The sequence below is a fragment of the Myxococcus sp. AB036A genome, assembly GCF_006547355.1.
GTDB lineage: Bacteria > Myxococcota > Myxococcia > Myxococcales > Myxococcaceae > Myxococcus > Myxococcus virescens.
This window is the reverse complement of record NZ_VHLC01000111.1, coordinates 1-19,811: the sequence shown is the minus strand read 5'-3', so window position 1 is coordinate 19,811 and position 19,811 is coordinate 1. Positions and strand designations below refer to the sequence as shown.

Here is a 19,811-nt window from a genome sequence, read left to right as displayed (position 1 = left end):
CTGAGCTTCCGACATGAACCTGCCCAATCTCAGCCTGGCAGACTTCCTCCCGCTGCTGCCCGCCATCATCATGGTGGTGGGCGCCTCCATCCTGCTGCTGTCGGAGGTGTTCCTCTCCACGACGGCGTCGCGCGCGTACCAGGCGGTGCTCACCGTGGTGACGGCGGTGGCGGCCGGCGCCACGGCGCTGACGACGATGTTCGAGCCACCCCAGGAGGTGATGCTCGGCTTCGGCGTGATGGACCCCTTCTCCAGCTTCCTCACCTTCGTGGTGTGCGTGGGCCTGGCGCTGGCGACCCTGAGCTCGGTGAGCTTCCTGCGCAAGCGCGGCGCGGAGCGCGGTGAGTTCTACGCGCTGATGCTGTTCGCCTCGGCGGGCATGAGCCTGCTGGCGATGTCGAACGAGCTCATCACGCTCTTCGTCAACATCGAGGTCCTCTCCCTCTCCACCTACGCGCTGACGTCGTACCTGCGGCGTGGCACGCGGCCGAGCGAGGCGGGCTTCAAGTACTTCATCCTGGGCGCCTTCTCGTCCGCGGTGCTGCTCTACGGCGCGGCGCTGCTGTACGGCGCCACCGGCACCACCCACCTGACGGCCATGGCCGGTCCGCTGTCCACCGCCATGTCGTCGCAGCCCGGCCTGGTGTACGCGGGCATCATCCTGGTGATTACGGGCTTCGCCTTCAAGGTCGCCGCGGTGCCGTTCCACATGTGGACGCCGGACGTCTACGAGGGCGCGCCGACGCCGGTCACCGCGCTGATGAGCGTGGGCGTGAAGGCGGCCGCCTTCGCGGCGATGGTCCGCGTGTTCTTCATGGTGGGCAAGGGCGTGGACCCGGAGATTCTGCTGAGCCTGTTCTCCGTGCTGGCCTTCCTCACCATGGTGGCGGGCAACCTGCTGGCGATTCCGCAGCGCAACGTGAAGCGAATGCTGGCGTACTCGTCCATTGCCCACGCCGGCTACCTGCTGGTGGGCGTGGCCGCCCTCTTCGTCACCGGCCCGGGCGAGCAGTTCCGCCTGCTGGGTGCGTCCGCGCTGACGGGCGGCACCCCGCTGGACCTGGCCCGCGCGGAGGCGCTGCGCGGCATCCTCTACTACCTGCTGGCGTACACGTTCAGCGCGGTGGGCGCCTTCGCCATCGTCTCCGTCCTGGAGCGTCGCGAGGACGAGGAGAAGGGCACCGCCTGGGACCTGGAGCGCTTCAGCGGGCTGGCGCAGCGCAAGCCGGGTTGGGCCTTCGCGATGGCGGCCTTCATGCTGTCGCTGGGTGGCATCCCGCCCACCATCGGCTTCATGAGCAAGCTGCTCATCTTCCAGGCCGCCGTGGACGCGGGCCTCATCGGCCTCACCATCGTCGGCGTGCTCTCCAGCGCGGTGGGCATCTATTACTACCTGCGCGTGGTGGTCTACATGTTCATGCGGCCGGTGCCGGAGGGCGCGCAGGCGCTCGAGAAGAGCTGGTCCACCGAACTGGCGCTGGTGCTGTCCACCGCGGCGGTCGTGATTCTGGGCATCATCCCCGGTCCCATCATGGGCTGGCTGGAGCAGGCCAGCAGCATCTTCGGCCAGTAGCCTCCCGCCTCCGCTGTCACACCCCGCCCGCCCCGGCCTCGTGCCTGGGCGGGCGTCGTGTTTTCAGCGCCCGTGAATCAGGGCGCCGCGTCCACCAGCAGTCCGCGAAGCTCCAGCGTCTCGAGGCGCGTCTGCGCTCCCGCTTCGCGGAGCAGGTGCACCAGGGGCGCGTCATCCGCCACCGTGACATTCAGCGCGGACACGCCCTCCTCCAACTGGCCGAAGGCCGCTTCGAGCAGTGTCCGCGCATGCCCGGGAGACACCGCGAAGAAGGGAAACAAGCTGGGACCGGGGCGCAGGTCCATCATCCCCAACCACCGGCGTGCAGGGACTTGGGGGTCGATGAGCCCCAGCATCCGGTGCGAGTCACTGGCCGCGGAGGCCGCCAGCTTGCCGGGAATCATCCCGAAGGACTCCGTCAGCGCGCCGCAGTCCTCCAGCGACACCGGGACCACGGCCCCGTCCGGTGACGCGAGGGGGAGCGCCGCCAGGTGGGCCCGCGTCACCCGCAACGTGGTGGCCTCGCGCGCCGGCCCCATTCCCAGCGAGGTGTAGAGCTCGAGCGCGGGCGTGTTGTCCCGCTTCACGTTGAGGACCCAGCAGGTGCACCCTTGTGCGCGAAAGTGCCCGGCCAGGTGCGTCATCATCCTCCGCCCCAGTCCCTGCCCCCGGGCGAACGGCGCCACCACCAGTTGCCTCACGAACCCGAAGTCCCCCAGGACGTTCGTCACGGCGTAGGCGCCCACACCCTGGGGACCTTCGGCGAACAGGGAGCGCTGGGCGACTTCCGCCGCCCACACGGGCTCGGACGGCGGGGGCTCATCCACCCCGAGTTCAAGAAACAGCCGGGCGAAGACAGCGTGGTCTTCCAGCCGACCGGGACGCAGCACCCACTGAGATTCAGAGGACCCCACCTGCGCTTCCTTTCGTCGCGAGCCGAGGCAGCTACAGACGCGGAAAAGAAGGCGGCCCGACACCCCAAAGAGGTGCCGGGCCGCGGGTCTTCTCAAGGTGACTCACCGGAAGTGCTGAAGGGGTGGGGGGGAACCGCCTTCAGCCTCGCTTCGATGTGTCCCGCGCATTCCTATAGCAGTCGCCGTGCCAGCAGCCTCGCGGGGAGAAACTCTAGTTTTCTCAAGCACTTGAAGGACTAACTGACGCTGCTGGTGCCCCGCCGCTCCATTTCATGACTGCAATGGAGTTTCAGAAGTGAAAAAGACGAGCAAATTTAGCTACTTACCTTTTTCACCTATGAACCCGTCCATTTCGGATCTGAATCCATGGCCGCGGGAAAGTTACATGGGTGAGTTTTTCCCCTACTCCAGGGCTATTCCCGGGCCAGCTCACTGGGCGGTCGGAGGTTGAGCCGCTTCATCTTCCGCCAGAGCGTGGTGGAGGAGACGCCGAGCTCATCCGCGACGCGCGCCAGGTCCACCCCGTGCCGCTCCAGGGCCTGGGTGATGGCGTGGCGCTCCGCCTCTTCCACCACCTGGGCCAGCGTGGGCCCCGCGCTGGCGTTGCGCCCGAGCGCCCCGCCCTGCCCGTCCAGGAAGGCGACGCTGGGGGTGCCATGGGCCGGCGTCATACGGCCCTGCCGCACGGGGAAGTCCTCGGGCAGCAGCTCATCGCCCTCCGCGAGCGCGGCGGCCTGCTCCACCAGGTTCTCCAGCTCGCGCACGTTGCCGGGGAAGCCGTAGCTCATCAGGTGAGACACCGCGGCGGCGGAGAGGCGCTTGGGATTGGGGCTGCGGGCATTGGCCCGCTCCAGGAAGTGCTCCGCCAGCGCAGGCACGTCCTCCAGGCGCTCGCGCAGGGGCGGGACGCGGAGGGCCACCACGTTGAGGCGGTAGTAGAGGTCCTGCCGGAAGCGCTTGTCGCGCACCTCCAGCTCGATGTCCCGGTTGGTGGCGGCGACGATGCGCACGTCCACTCGCAGCGCGGTGGACTCACCGACGCGGCGGACCTCGCCCTCTTGCAGCGCGCGCAGCAGCTTGGACTGGAAGGTGGGGCTGGTCTCCGTCACCTCGTCGATGAAGAGCGTGCCGCCGTCCGCCTCCTCGAAGAGGCCCCGGCGGGACTTCACCGCGCCGGTGAAAGCGCCCTTGGCGTGGCCGAACAGCTCGCTCTCCAGCAGGGACTCGCTGATGGCCGCGCAGTTGACGGGCACGAAGGAGCGGGCCTTGCGGCGGCTGTGCGCATGGAGCGCGCGGGCCACCAGCTCCTTGCCCGTGCCGCTCTCGCCCTGGATGAGGACGGTGGCGTCGCTCTGCGCCACGCGCATCAGCCGCGTGGTGAGCTCGCGCATGGCGGCGCTGCGCCCCACCAGGGCGGACAGGCCGTGGCGCTGGTTGAAGTCGGTGGTGAGGTTGTCCACGTCGCGCAGCAGGCGCGCGCGCTCCAGGGCGCGCTCCACGCGGTAGCGCAGCTCGCTCTCCTTGAAGGGCTTGGTGACATAGTCGTAGGCCCCCAGGCGCATGGCCTCCACGGCGCTCTCGATGGAGCCGAAGGCCGTCATCATGATGACCTGGAGCCGGGGTGCCACCTCCAGCGCGCGCCGCAGGAGCGTGAGCCCGTCCATGGGCTCCATCTTCAGGTCTGTCAGCAGCAGGTCGATGCTGCCGCTGGCGAGCTGGGCCAGGGCTTCCTCGCCGGTGGCGGCCTCGAAGACGGTGTAGTTCTCCGCCCGCAACAAGAGGGCGGTGGTGGCGCGCATGTTGCGCTGGTCGTCCACGACGAGGAGCCGTCCTCGGGTCGGCGGAGTGTTCGCGTCGGTCATGGGAAGGACGGAGGCTGCGAGAACGGCAGCCGGAAGGTGAAGGTGGTACCGCGCCCCGGGATACTGTCCACGGCGATTTCGCCCCGGTGCTCCTCGAGGATGCGCCTGACGACGGCCAGGCCCAGGCCGGTGCCCTGGGCCTTGGTGGTGAAGAACGGTTCGAAGACGCGGTGGAGCAGCTCGGCGGGGATGCCCGGGCCCTGGTCCACCACGTCGATGCGCAGTTGCTCGCGCCCCGCGTGGGCTTCACGGCGCGCGCGAACCTGCACGAGTCCACCCTGCGGCATGGACTGGATGGCGTTGACCGCCACGTTGACCAGCGCCTGTCGGATGAGGCGACGGTCCATGGGTACCGGCGGAAGGCCGGGCTCCACGTCGGATTGGATGCGAATGGAGCGGTCCGCGCCGCCACCCTGCATCCGCGCGGCCTCCAGTGAATCCTGGAGCACGCGGCCCAGGTCCTCCTGCTGGAGCACCGGGTCCCTGGGACGCGTGTAGTCCAGCAAGTCACCAACGATGCGGTTGAGCCGGTCGCTCTCCTCCCCCAGGATGTCGAGCAACATGGCCGCGTCCCCGCCCGGCACCAACAGCCGGCGCAGCGAGGCCACCGCGTTGAAGATGACGCCCAGCGGGTTGCGCACCTCGTGGGCGACAATCGCGGACAGCTCGCCCAGCGCGGCCAGCCGCTCGCGCTTCACCATCTCCGCGCGAGTGGCAGCCAGCTCCGCGTAGCTGGCCCACAGGGACTCGTACAGGCGCGCGTTGGCGATGGACAACGCCAGCTGGCCACACGTGGCCTCCGCCAGCTCGATGAGCTCCGGACCGAAGGCGCGCGGGCCCCGCGTGTCGTCCACCACCACCACGCCGATGAGTTCCTCGCGCGAGGTGAGCGGCAGCGCCAGCAGCGCCTTCTCGTCGAAGCGGTGCGCGAGTTCCGGGTTGAAGCCGCCGTCCGCGGCGGCCACGTCCTCCACCGCGATGGGCCTGCGCTCACGCGCCACGCGCGCCGTCAGGCCGTCTCCATGGAGGGGCAGCACCACCGTGCGGAAGTAGTCGCGGTGCGCGATGGAGGCCGCCGCGCCGCGCAGCAGCCGGGCACTCTCGTCGTACAGCAGGATGTAGCAGTTGGACACATCCAGCAGGCGGACGAGGAAGTCTGCGGCCACATCCAGGATGCTCGACGTCTCCAGCACGCCGGACGTGGTGCGCGCCAGGTCCAGCAGGAGACGCGTCTCGGCCAACTGGCGCGAGGACTCGGCCCGCAGCCGGCGCTGCTCCAGCAGCGTCACCAGCAACTCCGACAGCGTGCCCAGCAGGCGCAGGTCCCGTTCGTCGAAGGGCTTCCCCGGCGCGCGCAGCACCTGGAGCATCCCGCACACCTCGCCGCCGCGAATCAGACACACCGCCGCGCCCGCCCCCAACCGCCCTCCGGACTGCTCCACCAGCGGGGCCTCGTCCGAGGACGAGGACAGCGCGCCCTCCGCGCCACACGACAGCACGCCCGTGAGCCGGCGCGCGTCCGCCGCGTCCTGAAAGCCCACGTGTGAGGACAGCGTCAGCGTGGCTTCGGGAGGCGTCGAGAGGTGCAGGGCCGCGGCGTCCGCCTGGAGCAGTGAAGCGACGCGCTCCAGGAAGTCCTCCTGCGTGGGCGGAGACGGCTGCGCGACGAAGCGCGCCATCTGCGCGACCGCCTCCATCTCCCAGCGGCTGCGCGCGCTCTCCGCCTGCACGCGCGCATCCGCCAGCGCGGCGCCCACCACCTTGGCGAAGAGCATCAACACCGAGCCATGGTGCGGCGCCACCCAGTGGCCCTCCACCCACAGCACCTCGGCCTGGGGGCCGCCCACGGGCAGGTAGACGTGGGTGGGCGCGGCCTGGTCCGAGCCACCAAAGACGGGACGCCCGTCCGCGAGCGACTCCAGCCCCAGGCGCGCGTCCTCCGGCAGGGGCTCCCCATCCCGAGCCAGCAGGCCCTCGCCGTCCCAGCGCAACAGCCGGGCCCGGAAGCCCGCGGCCTCCAGGCCCTTCAGGGCGACGCGGCGGACGGCGTTCTCCGAGTGCGCGGACACCAGCCCCGCGGAGGTCTCCACCAGCCGCTCGGCCACCGACATCTCCGGCGGCCGGTTCTCCATGGGCACGCAGTTGAGCAGCAGCCCCCCGCCCCCGCGCTCCAGCACGAAGCGGGACGCGGTGACGGCCACCTCGCGCGCCACGCCACCAGCGCAGGGGACCTGGAAGAGCTGGGAGCCCTCATGAAGCGGCGCACCGGCCTCCACCCGCCAGTAGCGCTCGACCACGCGGCTGCGGTCCTCCGGCTGGATGAAGTCCATGACGGAGCGGCCCTCTACCTGGGCGCGTTGCAGGCCGAGCAACGCGACATAGGCGTCATTGGCCACGAGCACCCGTCCCTCCACCACCGCCAGCATGGGGTTGCGGAAGGTGTCGACGAGGACGCGAAGCTCTGCCTCGCTGTAGCGCTTGGTACTCATCCGCGACGCAGCACCCGCTTCTCTCCTACCCGGAGCGTGACCTTCTCCCGGTCGAAGTATTCGGACAGGGGGATGACGAACTTGCGGCTTTGCCCCACCATCTCCTTGAAGTCCTGGGTGGTAATCTCCTTCTTCTCGCGCAGGTGGGCAACCAGGCGCTCGCGCAGTGACGCCAGCGCCCCGGCCGCGAACCACAAGCCCTCCGAGACGCGCACCGCCGCGCCCTCCACCACCATGACGCCCAACAGCTCACGCAGCCGGGAGGCGGAGAGCTGGAGCTTCTGCTCCAGTTCGGGAAGCGAGGGAGGCGCCAAGGCCGCGGCGGACAGCTCTGCCGCCAGCCGCGCCCGAGCGGCAGTGTCCCCCAGGCTCAGCGTGCGGCCGCGCCCCTTGAGGCGTACCACGTCCCGCTCTAGTTCCACCCGTCCTCCTTCCACCAGGGACTGCAACACCCGCTGGAACGCCCGCGCGTCCAGCGCGGACGATAGCCGCTGCCGCAGCTCCTCGCGTGACAGGCCTTCGCGAAGGGGTTCGCGCTCATGGAAGGTGGCCAGCAACGCCAGGGCGCGGCCCTGCAACGCCTCGAAGACCTCGCCGGAGAGGTACAGCCGCCGCTCCCGGTCGATGAGGAGCGCGCCGCCCCGCGCCCCCAGCAACTCCAGCGCGCGCGTGAGCACCCGGGGCCCCAGCGCCGAGCGGCCGAACAGCTCCGCCTGCGTCAGCCCGCGATAGCCCGCCTGCCGCAGCAGCCAGGCCACCTGCCCCGCCGGGTCCGCCTCCAGCAGGGGCGCCACCGCCGACGCGCCGCCTCTGCGCCGCTTCGGCGGGGAGATGGACAGGATGCGGCCTCCCGCCACCGTGGCGCCTCGTCCCGGAAGGGCTCGCGCGCCGCGCAGGATGAAGCGCTGGCCCACCAACGCACCCACGGAGGCGCCCAGCCGCAGCTGCGCCAGCGTCGTCTCGCCGGGCTCCAGCCGCTCCACATCCAACAGCGCCACCGTGGCCTCCACCTGCGCGGTGCCCAGGTGCAGCAGCAGCTTCGAGCGACGAGGCAACGGCGACGGGGCCGCGGGCAGCAACGTCAACTCGACGTCGAGCATGCGCGTTTCCGGCAGCTCGCCCGCGCGCACCAGCACCATCCCCCGGCGCAACGCCTCCGGCTCCACGCCGGTGAGGTTCACCGCCGCGCGCTGTCCCGCCTCCACGACGGACACAGCGTCGCCATGACGCTGCACCCCGCGCACGCGCAGCGGACCGGGCAGCCCAGGCAGGAGCGACACCGCGTCCTCCACCGCCAGCGCTCCCGACAGCAGCGTGCCCGTCACCACCGTGCCAAAGCCCTTGATGGTGAACACGCGGTCGACCGGCAAGAAGGCGGGGCCCTCCGAAGGCCGCTCGGGCAGCGCCGCCGCGGCGCGGGTGAGCGCGGCGCGCAGCGCGTCCACTCCCGCACCCGTTCTGGCGGAGCAGGCCACCACGGGCGCCGACTCCAGGAAGGTCCCCACGGTGAGCGCGGACAGGTCGGCCTCCACCAGCGCGCGCCACTCCGGGCCCAGCTCCGCCAGCGTGTCCGACTTGGTGAGGGCAATGACGCCGGCCCTCACGCCCAGCAGCCGGCAGATGTCCAGGTGCTCGCGCGTCTGGGGCATCACGCCCTCGTCCGCGGCCACCACCAGCACCACCAGGTCCACGCCGCCGGAGCCAGCGGCCATGGCCTTCACGAAGCGCTCGTGGCCCGGAACGTCCACCACGCCGGCCACGGCGCCGTCATCCAGCGTCAGGTGGGCGAAGCCCAGCTCCAGGGTGATGCCGCGGCGCTTCTCTTCCTTCAGCCGGTCGGTGTCGATGCCGGTGAGCACCTTCACCAGGGACGTCTTGCCATGGTCGATGTGGCCCGCCGTCCCGACAATCATGGCGTCACCGCGCCAAGGCTCATGCGCCAGCCTTGTCCGGGTCCTCGTCGAAGCGCGCGTCGCCGGTGGAAGGCTCGTAGTCCCAGGGGAAGACCATGAGCGAGGCGGTGGAGAGCGCCGAGTAGTCCGGCGAGAAGCCACCGGGCTTCGTCACGAGGCACGCGGTGGCCACCTTCTTCGCGCCCGCCTCGCGCGCCAGGGCGGAGGCCAGCTCCAACGTGTCACCGCTGGAGGCCACGTCATCCACAATCAACACGCGACGGCCCTTCAGCTCCGCGGGCATCTCCCCGGCGAGCTGCGGCGTTTTCGACGTGCGAGGCGCGGCGCTGCCCCGGTCCCTGCTTCGGCGGCTGATGCGCACGGGGAAGAACGGACAGCCGAGCGCCCCCGCAAGCGCGCCGCCCACGAAGACTCCGCCGTGGGCCACACCGACCACCACCTGGGGTTCGAAGGTCTCCTGAATGGAACCCGCGAGCTGCTGGACCGCGCGGTCGAACTCCTTCCAGGACAGCTCCTTCACGCCGCTGGACGCGGACCGGCTTCGGGACTGGTCCTTCCCCGTCGGCTGGCGCGGGGCCTCCACCTGCGGCGCCAACACGACGTCCGCGGGAATGGAGACGAGCTTCTCCGCCTGGACCGCAGGGGACTTCTTCGAAGAGGCCTTCTCGGTGGACTTGCTCTGCCGCTTGGTCGCCACGGCGCTGAACTCCGGCTGGGGTGTGTGCGGCCCCGTCATACTCCGAGGGCCGCACGGTGGCCACATCCGGCCACACCCCAGACGTCGTCTTTGTATCGCGGCAACACACGCACTGCGTGCGCGAGCGCTCAGCCGGCCAGCCGCTCCTCGACCATCCGGTCCGCCACCTGCTCGGGGCGCAGGCCGGATTCCTTCGCGCGGGTCAACACCGTGTCGATGGTGTCGAAGATGAGGGAGGCGCGGGCGTACGCCTTGTCCCGGTCATACCCCGCCCACTCCTGGGCCACGTTGATGAGGCCGCCGGCATTGGCCGCGTAGTCGGGCACGTAGAGGATGCCGCGCCGGGCCAACTGCTCGCCGTGACGCGACGTGAGCAGCTGGTTGTTGGCCGCGCCGCACACCGCCTTCACGTTCAGCAGCGACAGGGTGGTGTCGTTGATGGCGCCGCCCAGCGCACAGGGGGCGTAGATGTCCGCCTCCATGCGATGGAGTGCATCGGCGTCCACCGCGGTGACGCCGTACTGCGTCACCGCCTGCTGCACGCTGGCGGGGTTGATGTCGCTCACCCACACCTTGGCGCCGCGCTGGTGCAGTTCCTTCACCAGGTACATGCCCACATGCCCCACGCCCAGCACGGAGACGCGCAGGCCCTTCAGGTCCGGGCTGCCGAAGACGTGCTTCGCCGTGGCTTCCATGGCGCGCGCCACGCCATACGCTGTCACCGGCGACGGGTCTCCGCTGCGCTCCTTCAGCCCAACGACATACTTCGTGTGGCGGCGCACGTGCTCCATGTCGTCAGGGCTGGTGCCGCTGTCCTCGGTGGTGATGTAGCGCCCGCCCAGGGACTCCACCGCGCGGCCGAAGGACTCGAAAATCTTCGCACGGTCGAAGCTGCCGCGCGGCAGCATGATGACCGCCTTGCCGCCGCCGTGGGGGACCCCCGCGAGCGCGGCCTTGTATGTCATTCCGCGCGCCAGCCGGAGCGCGTCCGCGACGGCCTCTTCCTCGCTGGTATAGGTGGACAGCGCGCGAGTGCCGCCCAACCCTGGACCGAGCTTCGTGTTGTGCATGCCCACAATGGCACGCAGGCCCGACTTCGAATCACTCAACAAGTGGACGGCTTCGTAGCCGCCCTCAAGCAACTGCGTGAAGTAGCTCATGGCGCGCGGCAAGTACCGTCGCGCCTCGTGCAAGTCAAATGGCGCCGCGCTCCAACAGGCCGCGGATTTCGTCTCCAGGAATGACATAGCGCGTCGTACAGAACTGGCACGTCGCCTCCGCCTGCCCTTCCTTCTCCAGAAGGTCCGTCAATTCCTCACGTCCCATGGCCAGGAGCGCGCGCAGCACGCGGTCCTTGCTGCACGAACAACCGAAGCGCAGCGGGTAACGCGACATGACCTCGAAGTCGGGCTCCGGCAGCAGCGCGCGCAGCACGGCCGCGGCCCCCGCCTCGCCGTGCGCCTGGAGCGAGGGCACGAAGTCACGGCGCAGCCGCTCCCCCAGCGCCGCGAAGGCCTCCATGTCCGCGCTGGGAAGCGGCTGGACGAGCAGGCCGGCGACACGGCCCAGCGGCTCCGTGGCCCCGCCTTCCGGCAGCTGCGCCAGCAGCACATGTGACGGGAGCTGATCCGACTGACGGAAGTAGCGCTCCAGGTCGGCCGCCAGGTCGAAGGCCTCCAGCTCCACCGCGGAGCGGTAGTACTCGCCGCCGCCCAAATCCCGCAGCACGGACAGGAAGCCCTTGTTCCCCAGCACGGGGCGCCAATGGTACTGCCCGTCGTTCCCGGAGTACTCCACGTAGGTGTTCTTCACGTACCCGCGGACGAGCCCGGACGTGTCCCCATCCACGAAGAGGCCGCGCAGGGGGCCGTCACACTCCACCTGGATGTTGATGCGGGCGTCGCCCTTCTGCAGGGCCCCCATCAGGGCGGCGGCGGTGAGGGCCTGCGACAGGAGCACGGCGGCGGCGGGCGCGGTGCCATGGGTGGCACGCGCCTGGCGCGACAGCTCCGTCGTGGTGGCGAGCACCACGCGCAGGTCCGTGTTCTTCAACATTCCACTGAGAAGCTCGTCGGACATATCGATGGCAACTAGCGTGCCCGAGCCCGCATTGCCCGCCAACGACAGAAGGCGGGACCCCCTGCGCCCGGCAGGAGGGCAGCAGTGGGGACCGGGGTGACGCATAAGGTCAGCCTTATGCCTCCGTGTGGGTGTGCTGGCATGCCGGGGTGAGGAAGAAATCCAGCCCGGGCGCTGGACCGGCTATAAACCGCCGTCCGACTGTCACTTGCCCTCGACCGTGGACGCGGCAAGACGCCCGCGCACCGCCGCTGGAGATTCGATGAGCACCCAAGCCGCTGCCGCAGTAGAAACGAAGACACCGCTCCTCAAGTCCCGCCTGGGCTCGTTCCTCGCGGTGGTTCCCCTGTCCATCTGGGTCGTCAACCACCTGTGGGACAACCTCTCCGCCTTCAACGGCGCGGACGCCTGGCAGAAGTCGGTGACGACGTACGCCAACCCGTTCTCCCAGGTCTTCACCTTCATCATCGTCCTGCTGCCGCTGCTGATGCACACCGGCTGGGGCCTGGTGCGCCTGTTCAGCTTCCGGCCGAACAACGTCCGCTACAACAACTACGGCAACCTCAAGTACATCCTCCAGCGCATCACCGCGGTGGGCGTGCTGGCCTTCCTGGGCGCCCACATCTGGCTGGCCTTCCTCTACCCGCGGCTGGTGCTGGGCCACCCGGAGGCGTTCGACGACATCGCCCGGGAGATGCACCACCACGTGCCCACCCTGGTCGTCTACCTGCTGGGCACCCTGGGCACCTCCTACCACCTGGCCAACGGCCTCCAGGGCTTCGCCATGGGCTGGGGTCTGCTCTCCAGCGAGCGCTCCATGCGCAAGTTCGAGCCGGTGGTCATCATCCTCTTCCTGGTCCTGACGGCGATGAGCTGGGCGGTCATCTACGCGCTCTACACCGCGGGCGCCGCCTTCAGCCCCGTGGGTGCCACCCCTCCGTGACGCGGCCCGGGCCCGGCGCTCCCGGGCCTGGAAGTCCAGGCGCACGAAGCACACCGGCCGCCCCCGAGACTTCCGGGGAGCGGCCGGTTTCATTTCCAGGGCGCCGCTGGCGTCAGCCGGGCCTAGAAGGGGATGTCGTCGTCGCCGTTGCCGCCGCCAGGGCCACCGCCCATGTCGTCCGGAGGCGGCTGACCGTAGTCGTTGTGGTCTCCCCCACGCGGCTGGGAGAACTGCCGGCGTCCACCGCCCCCGCCCCCGCCGCCCATGCCGTCTCCGGCGTCACGGCCACCACCGCCGAGGAACGTCACGGCGTTGGCCACCACCTCGGTGGTGTAGTTCTTCCGGTTCTCCTTGTCCGTCCACTCGCGCGTCTGAAGGCGGCCCTCGACGTAGCACTGCCGTCCCTTCTTCAGGTACTCGCCGCAGAGCTCCGCGAGCTTTCCCCAGACGACGATGCGGTGCCACTCGGTCCGCTCCTGCTTCTGGCCATTCTTGTCGACCCAGCTCTCGCTGGTGGCGATGCGGAAGTTCGCCACCGCCTGACCGCCGGGAGTGAACCGGACCTCCGGGTCCGCCCCGAGGTTGCCGATGAGGATGACCTTGTTCACGCCTCCAGCCATGACTGCATTCCTTTCTCACGAGAACCGGTCCACCAAGGACCGGTTACACCCCGGACGCACCCGCCGGGTTTGATTCCCACCTATAGCAGTGGGTACTGACACCCAGCCAGAAAGCCGCCTTCTTCCTGGGTGTCGTACGCCCGCCTGCCACCCGGCCAGGGAGGCAGGCCCGGCCGGAGGGAACTCGCGAGAAACACAGTGGATTCCGGCCTACCCGCCCGGGCGGTTGTCGGCGGTGGAGGACTCGGGCGCGTTGCCCGCAGGCGCCACCATCTGCACGGGGGTGAAGCCCTCCGGCGTCTTCGCCGGGGCCTTGGCCTCCGCCACCTTCTGCGACAGCGTGGAGTCCAGCCCCTTGGCGAAGGATGCCAGCCGTGGGTCCGAGGCACCCAGCGTGCGGCGCAGCGACTTCCAGAAGGGGTGGTCCGCCTGCCCCGCCTGCACCAGCCCCCGCGCCAGCAGCGTGGTGCACGCGTCCCGATCACTGGCGCTGGCCGCCCGAAGCGCCACCACCAGCTCCTCCGGCGCGGTGCGAGCCACCTCGCCCAGGGCCTCGGCCATCTCCGACTGGGCCTGGGCGTCCGTGCCCGCCGCGCCCGCCAGCTCCAGCACCCGGGCCAGCGCCTCCGCGTTTCCGCCCGCCGCCAGCTCCACCATGCTGCTGACGCCCGGCACCTCCACGGACAGCACCCGCGCCACGTCCTTCAGCCGGCCATAGACCTCGGCGGTGGCCGAATAGCTGTCCAGCAGCGTGCGCGCGCCCAGGTAGTCGTGCGGGTTGGACTGGTAGAGGCTCTCCGCCAGCACCGCGCGCACGGCCGGGTCTCTCTCGCTGCGCCACGCGGTGCGCAGGAAGCCGATGTTGCGCTGGTCGCGCTGCGCGCCCAGGTCCAGGTACGTCTTGATGCGAGCGGCCACGTCGTCCACGGCGCCCGAGGGCCGCCCGCTGTCCGCCAGCGCGGCCACCGCCGTGGACGGCCCCAGGCTGGAGCCAGTGGCGGCCACCGCCGCGCCCAGCGCGTCCAGGCCCGCGACGATGGGACCGGCGCGGCCCGCGAAGTCGTTGGCCATGATGGAGAAGGTGAAGCGCTCTCCGCCCGCGCTCGTCACGTAGCCGCTCAGCGCGGACACGCTCTCCAGGGTGCCCGTCTTGGCGCGCAGCCGGCCCACCGCGTCACTGCCCTCGAAGCGGTACTTGAGCGTGCCGTCCTTGCCCGCGATGGGCACCGACGACAGGTACTCCGGCGAGAAGGGGAAGCGCTGCACCATGTGCCGCAGCAGCTGGTTGAGCTGCGTGGCGGAAAAGCGGTTGGCGTCGTTCAGCCCGCTGCCGTTCTTCATCACGTAGGTGCCGCGGGGGATGCCCACGTCGCGCTCCAGGAACTGCTCCACCACGTCCACGCCCTTGGTGAAGGAGCCCGGCGAGCCGCGCAGCTCGGCGCCCATCGTCTTGAGGAGCTGCTCGGCGACGAAGTTGCTGGACAGCTTGTTGAGGCGCTTGAGAAGCACGTCGAACGTGTCCGACTGCGACACGTGCAGCATGCGGGCCTTGGTGGACGTCTTGCCCAGCTTCACCTTGCCCTTCATCTTCACGCCGCGCGTCACCAGCATCTGCTTGAGCGACTGGCCGAAGTACATGGGCGGGTTGTCGATCTTCTTCCAGACGCTGACGGCGCCGCCGCGCTCCCCCGGGAGCTGGCCGCGCACGACAATCTTCTGCTGAAGGCCGGCGGGGTCCGACGTGACGGACACGCGGCGCGCGCGCCGCGGCCCGGTGGTGAGCTGGTTCTCCACCACGAAGTAGTCGCTGGGCGGCTCCATCTCCACCACGCCCTTGGCGCCCGGCGCGTTGCCGGGCCGCAGGTAGATGGCCACCGCGTTCCAGTTGAGGCTCACCGCGCCGGTGGGCGCCATGTAGGCGCGGTCCGTGTCCTCCTGGTCATAGCCGGGCGGCGTGCGCTCGGCGTCGAACCACGAGTCATCCACCACGATTTCGCCCACGTCGCGCACGCCGGCGTGCCACAGCTCCGCGACGATGCCCCACAGGCGCTCCGTCGTCATGGACGGGTCGCCCTTGCCGCGCACGTAGAGCGTCTTCACCTTGCCGTCCGCGCCCAGCTCCGGCTCCACCAGGAACTCGGTGTCGTAGCGGAACTCGGGCCCCAGCGACGCGAGCGCGGCGGCGGACGTCACCAGCTTCACGTTGGAGGCGGGGTTGAGCAGTTCGTCGGCGTTGTGGCTGAACACCACGGCGCCGTCGTCCAGGCTCTGCATGAGCACGCCCATGCGACTGGCCTTCAGCGGCGCGCGCTGGAGGACCTGCAGCAGCGCGGCCTTGAGGGCCTCGCGGTCCGCGCGCTTCTCCGCTGGAGCGGGCGCGGCGTGCGCTGCGTGAGAAAGCGACAGGAAAATAATGGCCGACACGGCCAAGATGGAGCTGGCTCGATGGACCTGCACACTCTCTCCGGGGAAGTCAGGTGCCATTATGCGGAACGGGGCAAAAGACGGGCAAGGGTGAGTGGCTGCGTGAGTCCACGTCTGGGCGCTCGCTCTTCCAGCAGGCAGAAACCTGACATTCCAACTGTAACGACGTGACTGACGCGAGCCCCCGGTCAGACACGCTTGTCCACGAGGTGACTTCGATGAGAGCGGTGGTGCAGCGCGTGCTGGAGGCGTCGGTGACGGTGGACGGTCAGCGCGTGAGCGACATCGGTCCGGGCCTGCTGGTGCTTCTGGGCGTGGGCAAGGGCGACGCGGAGGCGGACGTGGCGTGGATGGTGGAGAAGCTGGCCACACTGCGCATCTTCGAGGACGCCGCGGGGAAGATGAACCTGTCGCTGGAGGACACGTCCCGGCAGCTCATCGTCGTCAGCCAGTTCACGCTCTACGGCGACGCGCGCAAGGGGCGCAGGCCCAGCTTCATCGACGCGATGGAGCCCGTGAGCGCCAGGGCCCTCTATGAGCGCACCTGCGAGCTGCTGCGCCAGCGCGGCCTGAGCGTGGGCACCGGCGTCTTCGCCGCGGACATGAAGGTGGCGCTCGTCAACGACGGCCCCGTCACGCTGCTGCTGGAGAGCCCCGGGCCGGCCGCGCCCAAAGGCTAGATTCGGACGCCGGAGCCCTTCGTCACCAGCGCCGCCAGCCCCTGCTTCGCCAGCGCCGCGCCGCGCAGGTGCGCGGTGAGGGCGCCCAGCTCGCGAATCCAGTTGGCCGCGCGGGGCCCCAGGCCGGAGAAGGCCACCGTGAGCGGCGGCGGCTGCGGCTGCTTGCCCAGCCAGTACGCCAGCACCTCCTCCTTCTCCGGCAACGACGGCAGCTTCATCCGCGCCTGCTCGCGGGTCAGGAGCCGCTCCAGCTTGCGCGGCAGGTTCACCTGCCAGTGCGCCACCTTCTTCGCCGGGCGCCAGGCCCAGTCCGCGAAGGCATAGCGTGTGCCGGGGGAGTATTCGCCCCGGCCCTGGGTGGTGAACACCTGGTCCGGCGGGAACTCCGGGAAGGGCTCCCACAGGCCAGCCAGCAGCGAGGCCAGGCCCACGTCCTCACGCGGCCGGAAGCGGAAGCGGTCCCTGACGTCGCGCGAGCCCCGCGCGTCCCAGTAGGGATAGTCCGCCTCCTCCACCATCAGGGCCAGGTGCAGGGCCTCGTCCCAGCCGTCCGCGTAGCCCGCCTCCGCCTCACCGACCTCCCAGCCCGCGGGGCCTTCGGTCCAGTGCAGGAAGACGAGCCGGTCCACCAGGTCCGCCCAGGGGTCCGCGTCCACGGAGCCTACGCCGCCGGGCAGCGCCGTGGAGAGCATCCGCTCGCAGAGCATGCGCGCCTGACCGTCCCCCAACTGCTCCTGCAGGGACTCCAGCGCGCCGGGGGCATCCCCCATCGCCCGCTGGAAGAAGGGCAGCAGGTGTTCGTGGAAGAAGCGGTCGCTGATGGGTCTCAGGACGACGTCCATGGTGCGGATGTTCCCCCCGGAACGCACGCCCACTCAAGGCCGTGCGTCTTCCTGGACGATGAGGGCGTGGATGTCCGCGGCCGAGGGCGCCTCGAGGATGGCGGCCCGGAAACGCGGGTTCTTGAAGAGACGGGAGATGCGGGCCAGGGCCTTGAGGTGGACCCCCGCGCTGTTCTCCGGCGCCACCAGGGCGAAGAACAGGTGGGTGGGCTTGCCATCAATGGCCTCGAAGTCCACGCCCGCGCGCGACACGCCGAAGGCGGCCTGGAGCTGTCCCATGCCCGGCAGCTTGCCGTGGGGGATGGCCACACCCTCGCCGATGCCCGTACTGCCAAGCTTCTCGCGCTCGCGCAGCACCTCCACCAGCCGGTCCGCGGTCAGCAGCGGATGGGCGCGCACCAGCGTGGCACTCAGTTCTCGCAGGACTTCAGGCTTCGTCCGCGACTGCATGTCGGCGATGACGGCTTGGGGGCTGAGGAACTCGGCGATTCTCACTGACGCTCCCGCGCTGGCGCTCCTGGTTGGCGGCAATTACTCCCCACCCCTCTTTAGCGCAAGGGTGGCCTGTCTGGATGCGCGCTCTCCGCACTCACTGCGCATCATGACGCGGAAGGGAAACCCGTCCCACGGGAGGTAGGGACTTCCCATGAAGCGTCTGTTCCTGTCGACTGTCATCGACATCGCGTCGAGGGCGACCGGCGCATGCTCGCCGGGGTGGCCCCCGCCCGCGTCCAGGCCCCCGTTCGGGAGCGGCTCGGTGGACCGCCCCCTCGGCGGGACGTGGGCGCGGGGCCTCATGGGCACCCGCACCGACGCCCTCCAGCACGCGGAGGCATTCGAATGGCGGACTTCCCGCCGTCACCCCAATTCACCGGGTGACGGCGCGCGGAAGTCAGCGGTCAGCGACGGCTCAGGTCCCCGTGGCGGCGATCGCCGGGGCGTGCGGCTCGATGAGGCCGTACTGGCCATCCTTGCGCCGGTAGACGATGCACAGCGACTCCGACTCCACGTTGTGGAAGACGTAGAAGTCGTTGTTCATCAGGTTCATCTGCATCACCGCATCACCCACGGTGAGCGGCTTGACGGTGAGGTGGGTGGCACGCACCTCGCGCGCAGCCTGCGACGAGGCCGCGGGCTGCGCGGGCACGACGGCGGCGGGTTTCGGCGCATCTTCACTCGCGGAGGCTTCGGCCAGCGACGTCAGCGTTTCCACGTCCGGGAGCTCGAACACGGCGTGGCGGACCCGGAGCTGCTCCACCAAGTCATGCCGGTGGTGGACGCGCTCACGGCCATGGTGCGACTTCAGCTTGTCACGGTAGCGCCGAAGCTGGCGCTCGATCTTGTCCATCGCCAGGTCGATGGACGCGTACATGTCATCGCTCTTGTCGCGGCCCCGAAGGACCCACGCGCCGGAGTGGATGGTGATGTCCGCATGGTGGAGGTGGCGTTCCAACGACAGAACCACATGGGCCTCGCCGGCTCGGTCCAGCAACCGGTTCACCCTTTCGACCTTCTCGCGTGCGTACTCCTTGAGGGAATCGGACGCTCCGAACTGACGGAAGGTGATGTTGAACTGCATGCGTGGCTGCCTCCTAGGGTGAGAGGTGAGCTCCGTGAGGGATCTGAAACTTTCCCAGCCCAGGAAAGCAACCCGCCCCACCAGGTTGCCTGTTCCCGGACACACCGCCCGTCCGAGGCAGGACATCCCGCCTGCACCTCGCGTCACTGGCAATGGCCGCTGTTTGGAACCATGCCAGGACGCGTCCGGTGACATCACGCGCCGCGTCAGCTCACGCGAGCAGCCGCCCGCCCGTCACGCCCAGCACCTCCGCGTTGACGTAGCGAGACTCATCCGAGGCGAGGAACACGTAGGACGGCGCCAGCTCCGCGGGCTGCGCGGGGCGGCCCATGGGCGAGTCCTTGCCGAACTTGGACGTCTTCTCCGCATCGAACGACTGAGGGATGAGCGGCGTCCACACGGGGCCCGGCGCCACGGCGTTGACGCGGATGCCCCGTTCAATGAGTTCCCGTGCCAGGCCCTTGGTGAAGTTGACGATGGCGCTCTTGGTGACGGCGTAGTCGAGGATGGCGGGCGAGGGGTCATACGCCTGAATGGAGCTGGTGTTGATGATGGTGCTCCCCTCCTTCATGTGCGGCAGCGCGTGGCGCACCAGGTGGAACATCGCGAGGATGTTGGTGCGGAAGGTGCGCTCCAGGCGCTCGGGGTCGAAGTCCTCGAAGCGCTCCACCGCCTCGCCCTGGTACGCGGCGTTGTTGACGAGGATGTCGATGCGCCCGAAGCGCTTCACGGTGTCCTCCACCAGCTTGCGGCACTGGGCCTCCACCGTCAGGTCACCGGGCAGCAGCAGGGCCTTGCGCCCCGCGTCCTCCACCACGCGCTTCACCTGCTGGGCGTCGTCCCCTTCGCTGAGGAAGGACACCGCGACGTCCGCGCCCTCGCGCGCGAAGGCCAGGCACACCGCGCGGCCAATGCCGCTGTCTCCACCGGTGATGAGCGCCACCCGGCCCTCGAGCCGGCCCAGCCCCTTGTAGGACTGTTCGCCGTAGTCAGGCTCCGGGGCCATCCGCCCCTCGTGGCCGGGGTGCGGCTGCGACTGCTTGGGAAAGGGCGGCTTGGGGCCGGCTTCACGCGGGTCAGGGTTCTTCTGGGCCATGTCTGGGTCCTTTCCGGAAGGAAGTACCCAGGCACGGTGGGGGTGGCGGTCCCCAGCGGCAATCAAGCCCGGGCTGGTCCGGGCCCGCTCCCCCGCCCGC

Annotated in this window: 16 protein-coding genes; 3 read left to right on the top strand and 13 right to left on the bottom strand. The window is 69.9% G+C overall.

All coding sequences use genetic code 11. The features are described from left to right. The first annotated feature begins 13 nt into the window (after window positions 1–13). Window positions 14–1,573 carry an NADH-quinone oxidoreductase subunit N gene (locus tag FL344_RS32065; RefSeq protein WP_141594094.1) on the top strand — a complete coding sequence of 520 codons (1,560 nt, stop codon included), beginning with the start codon at window positions 14–16 and terminating at the stop codon, window positions 1,571–1,573. A 77-nt stretch (window positions 1,574–1,650) separates the two neighbouring features. Here FL344_RS32065 and FL344_RS32060 read toward each other — a convergent pair whose 3' ends face one another. From FL344_RS32060 to FL344_RS32030, 7 genes are all read right to left on the bottom strand, one after another. Continuing rightward, window positions 1,651–2,463, bottom strand: a complete 813-nt coding sequence (locus FL344_RS32060; RefSeq protein ID WP_228565525.1) for an N-acetyltransferase — start codon at window positions 2,461–2,463, stop codon at window positions 1,651–1,653. Window positions 2,464–2,900: 437 nt separating this feature from the next. Then, on the bottom strand, window positions 2,901–4,349 hold the full coding sequence (locus tag FL344_RS32055) for a sigma-54 dependent transcriptional regulator (protein WP_167371013.1): 1,449 nt from the start codon (window positions 4,347–4,349) through the stop codon (window positions 2,901–2,903). Continuing rightward, the gene (locus FL344_RS32050) at window positions 4,346–6,838 is read right to left on the bottom strand and encodes an ATP-binding protein (protein ID WP_141621207.1); all 2,493 of its coding nucleotides are present in this window, start codon (window positions 6,836–6,838) and stop codon (window positions 4,346–4,348) included. Before FL344_RS32050 ends, FL344_RS32055 begins: the two co-directional genes overlap by 4 nt. Then, a complete protein-coding gene (selB, locus tag FL344_RS32045; protein ID WP_141621206.1) occupies window positions 6,835–8,751 on the bottom strand; it encodes a selenocysteine-specific translation elongation factor in 1,917 nt (638 codons plus the stop codon). The genes FL344_RS32050 and selB overlap by 4 nt, the downstream gene beginning before the upstream one ends. Window positions 8,752–8,770: 19 nt before the next feature. Then, window positions 8,771–9,514, bottom strand: a complete 744-nt coding sequence (locus FL344_RS32040) for a phosphoribosyltransferase (RefSeq protein WP_141594098.1) — start codon at window positions 9,512–9,514, stop codon at window positions 8,771–8,773. A 62-nt stretch (window positions 9,515–9,576) separates the two neighbouring features. After that, window positions 9,577–10,608 (bottom strand): Glu/Leu/Phe/Val dehydrogenase dimerization domain-containing protein, encoded by a 1,032-nt coding sequence (locus tag FL344_RS32035; RefSeq protein WP_141594099.1) that lies wholly within the window; start codon window positions 10,606–10,608, stop codon window positions 9,577–9,579. Window positions 10,609–10,642: 34 nt separating this feature from the next. Continuing rightward, window positions 10,643–11,527: an Hsp33 family molecular chaperone HslO gene (locus tag FL344_RS32030; protein ID WP_141594100.1), complete on the bottom strand. Its 885-nt coding sequence runs from the start codon at window positions 11,525–11,527 to the stop codon at window positions 10,643–10,645. Between the two features lie 262 nt (window positions 11,528–11,789). Here FL344_RS32030 and FL344_RS32025 point away from each other — a divergent pair, with 262 nt between their 5' ends. Beyond that, window positions 11,790–12,470, top strand: coding sequence for a succinate dehydrogenase (locus FL344_RS32025; RefSeq protein WP_140860840.1), 681 nt, complete (start codon window positions 11,790–11,792; stop codon window positions 12,468–12,470). A gap of 122 nt (window positions 12,471–12,592) precedes the next feature. Here FL344_RS32025 and FL344_RS32020 read toward each other — a convergent pair whose 3' ends face one another. Together FL344_RS32020 and dacB are read right to left on the bottom strand one after the other, a co-directional pair. Next, on the bottom strand, window positions 12,593–13,090 hold the full coding sequence (locus FL344_RS32020; protein WP_141621205.1) for a single-stranded DNA-binding protein: 498 nt from the start codon (window positions 13,088–13,090) through the stop codon (window positions 12,593–12,595). Between the two features lie 210 nt (window positions 13,091–13,300). Beyond that, a complete protein-coding gene (dacB, locus tag FL344_RS32015; RefSeq protein WP_141594566.1) occupies window positions 13,301–15,547 on the bottom strand; it encodes a D-alanyl-D-alanine carboxypeptidase/D-alanyl-D-alanine-endopeptidase in 2,247 nt (748 codons plus the stop codon). Window positions 15,548–15,732: 185 nt separating this feature from the next. Between dacB and dtd the strand changes: the two genes are divergently transcribed. Then, the gene (gene dtd / locus FL344_RS32010) at window positions 15,733–16,194 is read left to right on the top strand and encodes a D-aminoacyl-tRNA deacylase (protein ID WP_141621204.1); all 462 of its coding nucleotides are present in this window, start codon (window positions 15,733–15,735) and stop codon (window positions 16,192–16,194) included. Here the strand turns inward: dtd and FL344_RS32005 are convergent. The 4 genes from FL344_RS32005 to FL344_RS31990 form a co-directional block, all read right to left on the bottom strand. After that, window positions 16,191–17,036 (bottom strand): hypothetical protein, encoded by an 846-nt coding sequence (locus FL344_RS32005; protein WP_167371014.1) that lies wholly within the window; start codon window positions 17,034–17,036, stop codon window positions 16,191–16,193. The genes dtd and FL344_RS32005 overlap by 4 nt on opposite strands. 33 nt (window positions 17,037–17,069) lie before the next feature. Then, window positions 17,070–17,531 (bottom strand): PTS sugar transporter subunit IIA, encoded by a 462-nt coding sequence (locus FL344_RS32000; RefSeq protein ID WP_141594563.1) that lies wholly within the window; start codon window positions 17,529–17,531, stop codon window positions 17,070–17,072. A gap of 415 nt (window positions 17,532–17,946) precedes the next feature. Next, window positions 17,947–18,615, bottom strand: a complete 669-nt coding sequence (raiA, locus tag FL344_RS31995; protein ID WP_141594562.1) for a ribosome-associated translation inhibitor RaiA — start codon at window positions 18,613–18,615, stop codon at window positions 17,947–17,949. A gap of 211 nt (window positions 18,616–18,826) precedes the next feature. Then, a complete protein-coding gene (locus FL344_RS31990) occupies window positions 18,827–19,711 on the bottom strand; it encodes an SDR family oxidoreductase (RefSeq protein WP_090485062.1) in 885 nt (294 codons plus the stop codon). Window positions 19,712–19,811 lie beyond the last annotated feature (100 nt).